The sequence below is a fragment of the Levilactobacillus suantsaii genome (genome assembly GCF_004115745.1).
Classification (GTDB): Bacteria; Bacillota; Bacilli; order Lactobacillales; family Lactobacillaceae; genus Levilactobacillus; species Levilactobacillus suantsaii.
The window spans coordinates 67,309-80,215 of the sequence record NZ_QXIL01000003.1 but is presented as its reverse complement, the minus strand read 5'-3'; the positions used below and the strand labels follow the sequence as shown (position 1 = coordinate 80,215).

Below are 12,907 nucleotides of genomic sequence, written 5' to 3'. Positions count from 1 at the left end.
GGGCTCATGATGGCGAAAATTCCGGAAGATGTGATTGAAACAGTTCGGACTGCGACTAACATTGCCGATGTCGTGGGCCAATACGTTCAGTTAAAAAAATCGGGTAAGAATTTGTTTGGTTTATGTCCCTTTCACGAAGAGCGGACCCCGTCCTTTTCCGTATCGGAAGGCAAACAGATTTTTCATTGTTTTAGTTGCGGTCGGGGTGGCAACGTCTTTAAATTCTTAATGGAGTTGGAACATGTTAGTTTCCGCGAGGCAGTCGTGAAGGTCGCAGATTTTAGCCACGTGGATTTGGCGACGGATTACCGCACGGAGGCGGACGCCCCCGCGGTCGATTCGAAGACCAGCCAACTGATCGACTTGCACGAACAGGCGGCTAAACTCTACCATCATATCTTGGTCAATACCGAGATGGGGCAACCCGCCCTGGATTATCTGCACCAGCGGGGGTTGACCGATGCGACCATCAAGCAGTACCAGTTGGGGTTTGCCCCCGACCAGCGATTGTTGAAGCCCTTCTTTGAGCAGCGGCAAGCAGATTATCAATTATTGCGGCAAAGTGGGTTGTTCATTGAGAACACGGCGGGCGAGTTACGGGACCGATTCACCGAACGGGTGATGTTTCCGTTACGGAACGCCAGTGGTCACGTGGCAGCTTTCTCCGGTCGGGTGCTGAAGAAAAGTGATGACCAGCCCAAGTATTTAAACAGTCCAGAAACGGCGTTATTTACCAAAAGTCGGTTGTTGTTCAATTTTGATTTAGCCCGCTCGGCGATTCGCCAACGGGGTGAAGTTATTTTGTTTGAAGGTTACATGGACGTGATCTCGGCGACCCAAGCAGGGGTCCCAAACGGGATTGCCTCGATGGGTACTAGCCTTACGACCGAGCAGATTTATGCGCTTGAACGAACGACAGACCAGATCGATATCTGTTATGATGGAGATGAACCGGGACAACGCGCGACGCAACGGGCAATCGGGTTACTACAAGCTCACAGCAAGATGAAGATTAATGTGATTCAACTACCGCAGGGGCAAGATCCGGACGAGTATCGGCGTGCGCACGGTGACGAGGCGTTTCAGCAGGTGATGCAAAGTGCGAAGGAAACACCGATTCGTTTTCAGTTACGGTATTTGCGGCAGAATCGGGCGTTAGAGACTGACAGCGAACGCTTAGCCTATTTGAACGACGTGATGCCACTATTGGCGCAGGTCCATGAACCGGTGGAATTAGACCTTTATCTGAAGCAATTAGCTAATGAGTTCAATCTCGACCAATCAGCACTCGTGGCGCAACTCAAGCAGGTTCGGCAGACTACGGCAGCTACGCGAGAACGGCAACGACCCACACCAGCGCGGCCACGTCCGGCAGCAAATGATCCGGCCGTGACTGTCCATCAGCAACGCGCGCCGTTAACACGCTTGGAACGGGCGGAACGCCAGTTGCTCTATTGGTTACTGCACGACCGTAACGTTTGGGCGCGGGTCGCGCAGGTGGCCGACTTTAGTTTTGTGCACGACGATTATCAAGTGATCTACACCCTGGCCCAGGGCTATTTTCAGACTCACGAAACGTATCAAAGCGCCCAGTTCACGGATTTCATTCAAGAAGAGCGCCTGCAACAACTCGTGATCGAGTTGGAGTCGACCATCTCGTTAGCGGCGGTGACCCCGCGCGAGATTGAGGACTATTTGAAGGTGATTATGGATGAGGCACCGCTCGACGCGCAGATTCGGCATAAGAAGCAAGCGTTAACGGAGGCGTCCCGGTTAGGTGATGCCGACCAACAGCGACAGCTCGTCATTGAGATTGTCCGGTTGGAACAACAACGACAGGCAAACAAGCAAGTTTAGTCTAGGGGGTATTTTAATGGCAAAAAAGACCACGGATCAACCAATGTTTGATCAAAAGGCATACAACAAAACGGTGCGGGCTTTAATCAAAAATACGAAAAAGGCCGGGCACATTACGTACGATGAACTCACTGATCAGGTGGCGTCACCATACGCGCTGGATGCCAAGCAGATGGATAAGTTATTAGAGACGATCTCCGATGCGGGTATTAGCGTGGTCGATGCAAAGGGTGAACCTGACCCACGGGCCGTTAAAGCTCAAAAAGCCGTTACCAAGAAGGAATTGAAGGCGGCCTCCACGACGACCGGGGTCAAGATCAACGACCCTGTACGGATGTACCTGAAGGAAATCGGCCGGGTCAGTCTGTTGACGGCGGACCAAGAAGTTGCCTTGGCATTACGAATCGAAAAGGGCGAAGAGGAAGCCAAACAAGAACTGGCTGAAGCCAACTTACGGTTAGTGGTTTCTATCGCCAAGCGTTACGTCGGTCGGGGGATGCAATTCCTAGACCTGATTCAAGAAGGGAACATGGGTCTAATGAAGGCCGTCGAAAAATTCGACTACCGTAAAGGGTTCAAGTTCTCGACGTACGCTACTTGGTGGATTCGGCAGGCGATTACGCGGGCCATTGCTGACCAAGCACGGACCATTCGGATTCCAGTGCACATGGTTGAAACCATCAACAAGTTGATTCGGATTCAACGGCAGTTACTCCAAGATCTTGGGCGGGAACCAACGCCAGAAGAAATTGGAGCTGAAATGGATATGCCGACCGAAAAGGTCCGGGAAATCTTGAAGATTGCCCAAGAACCTGTTTCGTTGGAAACTCCAATCGGTGAAGAAGACGACTCGCATCTGGGTGACTTTATCGAGGACCAAGACGCGACGAGTCCGGCAGACCACGCGGCTTACGAATTGCTCAAGGAACAACTCGAAAGCGTGCTGGATACTTTAACTGACCGGGAAGAAAACGTTTTGCGGCTCCGGTTCGGCCTGGATGACGGGCGGACCCGGACGCTGGAAGAAGTCGGTAAGGTCTTCGGGGTTACCCGGGAACGGATTCGGCAAATTGAAGCCAAGGCGTTGCGGAAGTTACGGCACCCATCCCGGAGCAAACAATTAAAAGATTTCTTAGAATAAAGTTGAATTTACCCTTAAGGGGGTTAAAAAGTCCGGATTTTTCCGGGCTTTTTTTGTGGCTAAAAGGAGTCGATGGGGCTATGCTGTGGATAAGTTAGGGGTGGCGAAAGTATGGCGTTACCTCTAATTGAAACCGTTTACATTAACGACTAAGTGCCCCCATAGTGATTTAACGAGTAAAAAGTCTTGAATTTTACCTTAAAGGGGATATAATGTATCTCGTTTAAAAGAACCTTAATAAAAGGGAGGGAGAAGTTGATGAAAGCCAAGCCAAGTTTGGAGCAGGCACTGTGTATCGTGGCGTTGTTGGGGATTCAGGACCGAAAGATTCCGCTACATAGCCAATTGGTCGCTGAACGGTTAGGCATCTCCACGAGTTATTTGAAAAAAATCGTCCAAAAATTGGCCAAGGCGGACCTAGTCAAGACCGTGTCGGGGCGCGATGGTGGCATTGTTTTGGCCCGGGATCCGCAACAGATTACGTTGTTAGACGTGTTTGATGCGATTGAGAGTTCGGTGCCGTTCGTGAAGAATACGGGGTTGGTCGACAAGGTATTTGGTCTGGACCACGAACATGAAATGGTGCGCGCCTTTCACCTCAAGAATTTTCAAGATCGTCAGCCGGTGGCGAACGTTTTAGCGGTCTTTGACCAAGCGGAAAAGCAGTATCGCCAGCAATTAGCCACCTTGACCATTGGCGCGGTCCTGCCCACGGAAGGGTCAGCCGCTTTGCAATTGGATTGGACTGAATGGTTAAGCCGTTCAAATAAAGAACAACGTTAATTAAGTTAAGTTATAAAAGGAGGTCACGAACGCTGTGCGTTGGATGAACAAGCGTTATTTATGGAACATGATTGGCTGGCTGGTTATCGTCTTACTAGCCGTCATCACGATTCCCAACATGAGCAAATTAGTTGCCGACAAAGGGCAAATCACAGTCCCCAGCAACTATCAAAGTACGCGGGCCACGAACATGCAAAAGAAGTGGGGGCGTTCGCAACGGGGGACGACCGCAATCGTGGTGGTCTTCAATAATGGGAACTCGGCGTTAACCAGTTCGCAAAACGACAAGATTGACCAGACAATCAAGCGAATCAAAAACCACAAACAAAAGTATCAGATTCGTGCGATTACGGCGGCGAGCGATAGTTCGACCGCTGCTGATCAGTTAGTCTCGAAAGATAAGAGCACGCAACTTTTGCAACTGAACGTGCACCAGACATCGAAGCATTCCATCACCAAGATTCGCTCGGAAATCACGAACTTGGCGAAAACGTCGGGCGTCACCACCTACGTGACGGGGGCCGATGTCTTGAACCAAGACTTCTCGGATGCCACCCAAGCGGGGATTCAGAAGACCGAGATCATTGCTGCCGTCTTCATTTTCTTAGTCTTGTGGCTGGTCTTTAAGTCACCGATTACGCCACTGTTCTCATTACTGACAGTGGGTGTTTCGGTCATTACGTCTATCTCAGTGGTGGCGAACTTAGTCGACCGTTTCAACTTCCCATTCTCGAACTTCACGGAAGTCTTTATCGTGATCGTACTCTTCGGGATTGGGACCGACTACAACATTCTACTGTATAACGAGTTTCGCGAGCGACTCGCCCGCGGAACGGACAGGTATTCGGCGACTAAGCAAGCTATCCGCATCGGGGGTCGTACGGTCCTGTACTCCGGCGTGTCTGTTTTGATTGGGATGAGTGTCCTGAGCTTTGCGAACTTCTCGCTGTACCGTTCCGCCGTCGGCATTGCCGTTGGGGTCGTGGTCTTACTGGCTGTTCTGCTGACCTTAAACCCGTTCTTCATGGCGGTCTGTGGGCCGAAGATGTTCTGGCCGGTCAAGAAATTCCAGGGTGAAGGGGATAGCAAGCTGTGGCACACCATGGCGCGGCATTCCATGATTCGCCCCGTGATTACGTTGATCCTAGTTGGTATCATCTTCATTCCGCTGGCCTTAACGTCACACGGCGATTTGGACTACGATAACTTGGTCGAAATTGGCGATAACGTGCCGGCCAAGCAAGGGTTCAAGGTCGTTCAGCAACACTTCTCCAAGGGAACAGCTGAACCGACCACGATTTATATTCAAAGCAAACACAAGCTTGATAACGAAAAATCATTAATGTTGATCGACCGCTTGACTAAGCAGTTGCAACAAAGCGACGGGGTCAAGACCGTGGCGTCGGCCACTCAGCCGGGGGGTAAAGCTATTAAGAAGCTCTACGTCCGTAACCAGATGAGTACCGTCACATCCGGATTGGTCAAGGCGCAAAACGGGGTCAATAAGATCAACAAGGGCCTCAAATCAGCCCATAAGCAGTTAGCGAGTCAAGACGTTTCGGGAGCCGTCAGCAGCGCTAATAAATTAGCGTCCGGGTCCAAAGAAGTTAGCAATGGCGCCCAAAAGCTGAATAGTGGGTCGCAAAGCTTGTCGTCTGGGGCGCAGAGCTTGAGCTCTGGGACCAAGACGTTACAAAGCGGGATTAGCCAAGTCACGTCCGGGTTGAACCAATTGAACACCCAAGTCTCCTCGGCTTCCGGGGGGCAACAAGCTGCCCAATTGGCCCAATTGGAAAGTGCCTTACCGCAATTGAATTCGGCCATTCAGCAATTAAACAACCAGGTCGCTGGTAGTTCGACGAGCACCAGTGGTGTCACCAATTCGTTGAGTACCATTGGCACGCAGACCAAGGACATTGCGACCCAACTGCAGAACATCAAGCAGTCGGTCGGTAACGTGTCGTCCGTCTCGTCCAGTCAGGTCAACGCGGCCTTTGAAGCGGCAGGCGTACCGTTGTCGGCTGCTCAGAAGCAAGTCATGGCGAGTGTCCTCGCTAAGCAAACGCAGGCGCAAAAACAATTGTCGTCGGCCTTAAGCAGTTCTTTAGCGAAGATTGGCAGTGACGCCACGGCAATCGGCAACGCCGATCAAAGCGTCGCTAGTGAACTCCAGAGCTTGCAAAGATCGACCAGTACGTTACAAACTGCGGTGGCCACGCTGGCACAGAAGGCTAACGTTGTCCTACCGGGAGCCGCGACGGCGCTACAGTCGGCTAGCTCTCAATCTAGTCAACTCTCGAGTGCCACGAGCCAGTTGTCTTCAGCCATGAACACCATCAATGGCCGGATGCCACAATTGGTCACTGGTGCCACGGCGCTGGCTTCGGGGACCAACGAATTGGCTTCCAGTACCAGTCAACTGGTTTCCGGGGCGAGTCAAGTCGCGACGGGGAACCAGACGATGGCCACGCAATTGGCCAGCATGAGTAAACAACTGACCAGTTTGAAGAAGGGCTTAGGGACCGCCACGAACGGCCTCAGCACGGTTTCGACCGGGATGGGGTCGGCCAACAGCTACCTGGACGGCTTGCAGAAGTCGGCCGCAGCCAAGACCTTCTACATTCCAAAGAAGCAGTTGCACGGCAAGTCCTTTGCCCCCGCGTTGAAGACTTACGTGTCCCCGAACAAGAAGTTGACTAAGCTGACGGTCGTGTTAAGTGACGACCCAAGTTCGTCGGCCGCCATGGCGCGGTTGCCACAACTGGAAAAGGTGGTTAACGGCTCGTTGAAGGGCACTAGTTTGGGCGATGCCAAGGTCGCCTTTGGCGGCAACACGTCACAGACCAACGACATCAACCAGATGGCGTCGAGTGACTTTACGCGAACGGTCATCATCATGTTAGCCGGCATCTTCATTGCCCTGATGGTCGTGACCCGTTCGCTGGTTCAACCGATCATCATCGAAGGTATCCTGTTACTGGCTTACTCCGGGGCCTTAACGCTGGTCCACTGGATTACCAAGCCATTACTAGGGACCGACATGTTGACTTGGAACACACCGTTCTTCACGTTCGTCATGTTGATCTCACTTGGGGTCGATTACTCGATCTTCCTGATGCGTAAGTACCGGGAATACCTCCATGAACCGGGGGCCACGAGCGACAAGATGCTACAGGCGGCAACGGTCATTGGGACCGTGGTCATCTCGGCCGGCATTATCTTGAGCGGGACTTTCGCCGCGCTGATGCCATCCGGGGTCATGACCCTGATTCAAATCGCGTTAGCCGTCATCATCGGGATTATCTTGCTGGTCATCCTGTTACCAATCGTGATGCCAGCCGTGATGAAGATCACCTACCCGTACCCGTATTCCGGGATTGCCCGGCACGCGGATGACGAGCAGCGCGCGTCCCATCACGAAGATGACTAAGGTTAAAATTTAGTTGGCGTTAAATGAATCCCTCGTCGGTGACGATTTGTCACCGGCGGGGGATTTTTTGACGGGTACCCAAACGGTAGGGTTTAGCTTATACTAAAGGAGACTGAACAAATGTAGAGAAGGAGTTTACGACCATGGATGCAGACCATTTATCACAACGGCTGGCAACCGTTGCCAAATACGTGCCTGAGGGGAGTCGGTTAGCGGATATTGGGACCGACCACGCTTACTTGCCCGTGAACCTATTGAAACGCGGCCTGATTGCTGGCGGCGTGGCCGGTGAGGTAGTGCGCGGGCCGTTTGAAAACGCGCAACACGAGATAAAGCGCGAAGGTTTCACCGCCCAGTTGACGGCCCGTCTAGCCAACGGCTTGCAAGCTATCGAAGCCACGGACCACATCGATACCGTGGTTATTGCGGGGATGGGCGGTACACTGATCACCCAGATTCTGACCCAGGATTACGCGCGCTTAGCTGGTGTTCAGCGGCTGATTTTACAACCCAACGTGGGCGCCCATTTGGTGCGGCAGTTCTTGATGACCCACGGCTTTAAATTAGTAGCCGAAGAGATTTTGGCTGAAGATGGCCACATCTATGAAGTACTGGTGGCTGACCGAACGACTACGCCGGTGACCTATACGGCTGATGACTTACGGTTTGGCCCGTTCTTGTTGGCGGCCCCCAACGCCGCTTTCGTGGCCAAGTGGACCCACGAAGCCGAGCGAACCCAAGCGGTCTTACAGCAGATGCAAGCGGCTAAGCAGGTGCCGACGGCGAAGGTCGCCACGTTAAGGGCGGAATTAACACAGATCAAGGAGGTCTTGCAACGTGCGCGCACGTGAATTTGTGGAACGTTTTGAACAGTTTGCCCCGAAATCTTGGGCGGAACCTTGGGATGTCCCGGGGTTACAACTGGGGGATTTGGACGCGCCAATCCATAAGATTTTGGTAACGCTAGACGTCCGGCCCGAAACGGTGGCCGAAGCCATCAAGGTAGGCGCAGATTTCATCTTTGCCCACCATCCGGCCATGTTCCATCCGGCTAAAACACTGGACTTACAGGTGCCCCAGAACCAAATGTACGCGACGATTCTGGCGCATCACATCACGGTGTACGCCGCACATACCAACCTGGACAGTGCCCCTGGCGGGATGAACGATTGGTTGGCGGCGGCCTTAGGGTTAACGCACTGTACCGGCTTGGTCCCCAGCAACGGCCGCGAAGCAACGTCGGCCATTATGATGGGCCGCATCGGTAATCTGCCGACACCGACCACGGTGCGTGCCTTTGCACGGGACTGTCAGACGGCCTTTCACCTGGCCGGATTACGGTTAATTAGTAACACGCCGGACGCCCCGGTGCGCCGGGTGGCCATCTTAGGCGGCAGTGGCAGTGAATTTTACCCGGCTGCGTTGGCCCAGCACGCCGACGTGTACGTGACGGGGGATGTGTCCTACCACCCGGCGCAGGACATGTTGGCGGCGGGGCTCAGCGTTGTGGATCCCGGCCACCACATCGAAAGTATTTGTATCCCGCAATTGACTAAGTTATTTACGACTTGGCAAACGGAGAACAATTGGGACTTGACTATCCAACCGTTGGCTATCAACACCGAACCGTTTACCTTTATGATGTGACTGCTAATCACACGAGTAAAAAATGAAAGGATGATTGAATTGACGAAGTATGCAAACCTGATTCCGCGATTTTTAGATTACGTGAAAGTGAACACCCGCTCGGACCCGGCCTCGACCACGATTCCGTCAACGCCACGGCTGACGGACTTTGCGCAACGTTTGGTCAAAGACCTGAAGGCGATTGGCTTAAGTAACGTGCACATCAACTCACAATCGGCCTACGTTTACGCGACGCTACCGGCAAACACGGATAAAGCGGTCAAAAAGGTTGGGTTCATTGCCCATTTCGATACGGCAGACTTTAACGCCGAAAACATTCAGCCGCAAATCGTGAAAGACTATGATGGGCAATCCGTCATTAATTTAGATGAGGCGGGCAAGTACCAGTTAGACCCCGCCGTGTTCCCGAATTTGAAAAATTACCAAGGAGACACCCTGATTACCACCGACGGGACCACGCTACTAGGCGCCGACGATAAGTCCGGAGTCGCCGAAATCATGGCGGCCGCAGAATATCTGTTGGCCCACCCGGAAATCAAGCACGGTGAAATCGAGATTGGTCTGGGTCCCGACGAAGAAGTCGGGACCGGGGCGGACCACTTTGACGTGGCGGACTTTGGTGCCGATTTGGCCTACACCGTCGATGGCGGACCTTTGGGGCAATTGGAGTACGAAACGTTTAACGCCGCGGATGCTCAGGTCAAAATAACTGGGACCAACGTTCACCCGGCCGAGGCGAAGGGCGTGATGGTCAACGCATCGCAAGTTGCCATGGACTTTCACGCGGCTTTGCCAGCGCATGACCGGCCCGAAACGACTGAAGGCCGGGAAGGGTTCTTCCATCTCTACCGCATCACGGGGGATGTGGACACGGCCCAACTCAGCTACATCATCCGCGACCACGACCGGCAACTCTTCGAAGACCGCAAACGGCTCTTCCAGGGCATCGCCGACCGGATGAACCGGGCTTACGGTCAAAAGCGTTTGGAAGTCACCATCAAGGACCAGTATTACAATATGCGTGAGATCATCGAAAAGAATATGACCGTGGTCGATTTGGCTAAAGACGCTATGGAAGCCTTACAAATCAAGCCGTTGATTTTCCCGGTTCGGGGTGGTACGGATGGGTCCAAGATTTCCTTCATGGGCTTGCCAACGCCGAACCTGTTTGCCGGGGGCGAGAACATGCACGGGCGCTACGAGTACGTTTCCGAACAAACCATGGAACGGGCGACCGACGTTTTGTTAAAGATTGTGACCTTAGCGGAACAACGCGCTTAAATTAATTGGTCAAATTTGGTCAAATTATTTTGAATTTCAGCTTAAATCAGTTAGAATATGAGTGAAAATTGAGGTGACCTTAACGGGGCCTCTTTTTTAGCCACAACTTAAGTCTAAGTTGAAACGGAGGAAGAGATATGAATCCAGAAAAAATGACGCAAGCCTTGACGGACGCCTTAGGGGAGGCCCAACGGATTGCGGTCACCCGGCGACACCAAGCGGTCACGGTGGCACACCTATTTAAATTTTTGATTCAACTAGGTGAATTAGCTCGCCAGCTCTTTGAATCGGCTGGCGTTGACGTTGCGCAGTTGGACGCTGAACTCGACCGAGAACTGGACGGTATCAGTCAGGTCACGGGCAGTAACGTGCAATATGGTCAGACCTTTTCCAATAATTTGACCACTCTGTTGCAACAGGCCGACCAGTTGAAGGACAGTTACCATGATGAGTACTTGGCTATCGACATGGTGGTCTTGGCGCTGATGCAGTTAAGTGGGGAAAGCCTGACCGACTACTTGAAGCAACAAGGTTTGACCACTAAACAATTAAAGCTGGCCGTGGACCAAGTTCGCAACGGCGAACGAGTCACCTCGAAAAATCAGGAATCCCAGTACCAGGCCTTGAAGAAGTACGGAATTGATTTAGTCCAAGCTATGCGCAGTGGAAAAATCGACCCGATCATTGGCCGGGATGACGAAATCTTGTCCGTGATTCGGATCTTGTCACGGAAAACCAAAAACAACCCCGTCTTGATTGGGGAAGCCGGCGTTGGGAAGACCGCCATCGTGGAGGGCTTGGCCCAACGAATCGTGCGCGGCGACGTGCCCGACAACTTGAAAGACAAGACTATCTTTTCCCTCGATATGGGCGCATTGATTGCCGGGGCCAAGTACCGCGGTGAATTTGAGGAACGCTTGAAGGCCGTCTTAAAGGCAGTCACCAAGAGCGACGGTCAAATCATCATGTTCATCGACGAAATTCACAACATTGTGGGGGCTGGTAAGGCGGAAGGCAGCATGGACGCCGGGAACCTCTTGAAACCAATGCTAGCTCGCGGTGAGCTTCACCTGATTGGGGCCACCACGCTCGATGAGTACCGGGAATACATGGAAAAAGATAAGGCCTTGGCCCGCCGGTTCCAGCGAGTCGTGGTCGACGAACCCAGCGTGGCCGACACGGTCACGATTCTGCGGGGGATTCGCGAACGCTTCGAAATCCATCACGGGGTCCGCATTCACGACAATGCCCTGGTAGCGGCCGCTAAGTTGTCGAACCGCTATTTGACCGACCGTTTCTTGCCCGACAAGGCCATCGACCTGGTGGATGAAGCCTCGGCTTCGATTCGGGTCGAGATGAACTCGGCACCAACCGAACTGGACCAAGCCCAGCGTCAGATGATGCGGATGCAGGTCGAACAAACGGCATTGAAGCAAGAGACCGACGCCGCATCGAAGACTCGCTTACAAGAACTCACCAAGCAACTGGCCGACATCAAGGAGAAGGTCGACCGTTTGAGCGCTCAGTGGACGGACGAAAAGACGGCAATCCAACAACTCGGGACCAAGAAGACCGAAATTGACCGGGCCAAGCGCGAATTGACTGACGCCGAAAGTCAGTACGACCTGACCAAGGCGGCTAAGCTCCAACACGGGACTATTCCGCAGCTGGAAAAGGAACTGACGGAACTGGAAGCCCGCAACCATCAAAAGAAGTGGCTGGTCTCCGAATCCGTGACGGCGAACGAAATCGCGGCCGTGGTCAGTCGGATGACGGGGATCCCGGTCACTCGGTTGGTCCAAGGCGAACGCGAAAAGCTTTTGAAATTAGGTGACCGGTTGCATGACCGGGTCGTGGGCCAGGACCAAGCCGTAGCTGCCGTGGCGGATGCCGTCCTGCGGTCCCGCGCCGGGTTACAGGATCCGACCAAACCGTTGGGCTCATTTCTCTTCTTAGGTCCGACCGGGGTCGGAAAGACAGAACTGGCCAAAGCGTTGGCCGCTAACTTATTCGACAGCGAAGATCACATGGTCCGTATCGACATGAGCGAATACATGGAAAAGGAATCCGTGTCCCGGCTAGTTGGTGCAGCGCCCGGTTACGTGGGCTACGAAGAAGGGGGCCAACTAACCGAGGCCGTCCGGCGTAACCCGTACACCATCGTCTTGTTTGATGAGGTGGAAAAAGCACATCCGGACGTCTTTAACTTGTTATTACAGGTCTTAGACGATGGCCGCTTGACGGATAGTCAGGGTCGGACCGTGGACTTCAAGAACACGATCTTGATCATGACCTCGAACTTGGGGTCCGACATCCTGTTACAAGGGACCGATGACCAGGGAAAACTGACCAAGGACGCGCAAGAACAGGTCGCTCGATTGTTGCAAACACACTTCCGGCCCGAATTTTTGAACCGGATCGATGAGACCATCATGTTCACGCCACTGACGTTAGCCGACGTCCAACAAATCGTGGTCAAATTGGTCGCCCGGTTAGCGACGCGCCTGCATGAACAACAGTTAGACTTGACCATCACGCCAGCGGCCCAACAATGGATTGCCCAAGCTGGGTACCTGCCAGCTTACGGGGCGCGACCATTGCAACGGTTCATCACCACCCACGTCGAGACGCCGTTGGCCAAGTTGTTGATTGCGGGTGAGATTCCTGCTCACAGCTTGATCACCATCGACGTGGCGGATGATCAACTGACGTTCACGCATCAAGTGCAAACGCCCGCCGAAGTTCAACAGTAACAACGCAGTATAAGC

General features: G+C 53.1%; 8 protein-coding genes. All 8 read left to right on the top strand.

The features are described 5' to 3' along the window. Window positions 1–6: 6 nt before the first annotated feature. Window positions 7–1,857, top strand: a complete 1,851-nt coding sequence (gene dnaG / locus DXH47_RS02400) for a DNA primase (RefSeq protein ID WP_170954932.1) — start codon at window positions 7–9, stop codon at window positions 1,855–1,857. Between the two features lie 10 nt (window positions 1,858–1,867). Next, window positions 1,868–2,998, top strand: a complete 1,131-nt coding sequence (gene rpoD / locus DXH47_RS02395; protein WP_404820002.1) for an RNA polymerase sigma factor RpoD — start codon at window positions 1,868–1,870, stop codon at window positions 2,996–2,998. Window positions 2,999–3,256: 258 nt separating this feature from the next. Next, window positions 3,257–3,781, top strand: a complete 525-nt coding sequence (locus DXH47_RS02390; RefSeq protein WP_129031485.1) for an RrF2 family transcriptional regulator — start codon at window positions 3,257–3,259, stop codon at window positions 3,779–3,781. A gap of 43 nt (window positions 3,782–3,824) precedes the next feature. After that, a complete protein-coding gene (locus DXH47_RS02385; RefSeq protein WP_225423484.1) occupies window positions 3,825–7,211 on the top strand; it encodes an MMPL family transporter in 3,387 nt (1,128 codons plus the stop codon). 143 nt (window positions 7,212–7,354) lie between these two features. Continuing rightward, a complete protein-coding gene (locus tag DXH47_RS02380) occupies window positions 7,355–8,062 on the top strand; it encodes a tRNA (adenine(22)-N(1))-methyltransferase (protein ID WP_129031483.1) in 708 nt (235 codons plus the stop codon). Further along, complete coding sequence (locus tag DXH47_RS02375; protein ID WP_129031482.1) at window positions 8,049–8,858, top strand: Nif3-like dinuclear metal center hexameric protein; 810 nt, start codon at window positions 8,049–8,051, stop codon at window positions 8,856–8,858. Before DXH47_RS02380 ends, DXH47_RS02375 begins: the two co-directional genes overlap by 14 nt. 39 nt (window positions 8,859–8,897) lie before the next feature. Then, window positions 8,898–10,139, top strand: coding sequence for a peptidase T (pepT, locus tag DXH47_RS02370; RefSeq protein WP_129031481.1), 1,242 nt, complete (start codon window positions 8,898–8,900; stop codon window positions 10,137–10,139). Between the two features lie 137 nt (window positions 10,140–10,276). Then, on the top strand, window positions 10,277–12,892 hold the full coding sequence (gene clpB / locus DXH47_RS02365) for an ATP-dependent chaperone ClpB (protein ID WP_129031480.1): 2,616 nt from the start codon (window positions 10,277–10,279) through the stop codon (window positions 12,890–12,892). The last annotated feature ends 15 nt before the right edge of the window (window positions 12,893–12,907 follow it).

What these genes read in the sequence shown, in the direction of transcription:
- dnaG (WP_170954932.1), top strand. Translation starts at nt 7, where the DNA reads ATGATGGCGAAAATTCCGGAAGATGTGATTGAAACAGTTCGGACTGCG.
- DXH47_RS02390 (WP_129031485.1), top strand. Translation starts at nt 3,257, where the DNA reads ATGAAAGCCAAGCCAAGTTTGGAGCAGGCACTGTGTATCGTGGCGTTG.
- DXH47_RS02385 (WP_225423484.1), top strand. Translation starts at nt 3,825, where the DNA reads ATGAACAAGCGTTATTTATGGAACATGATTGGCTGGCTGGTTATCGTC.
- DXH47_RS02380 (WP_129031483.1), top strand. Translation starts at nt 7,355, where the DNA reads ATGGATGCAGACCATTTATCACAACGGCTGGCAACCGTTGCCAAATAC.
- clpB (WP_129031480.1), top strand. Translation starts at nt 10,277, where the DNA reads ATGAATCCAGAAAAAATGACGCAAGCCTTGACGGACGCCTTAGGGGAG.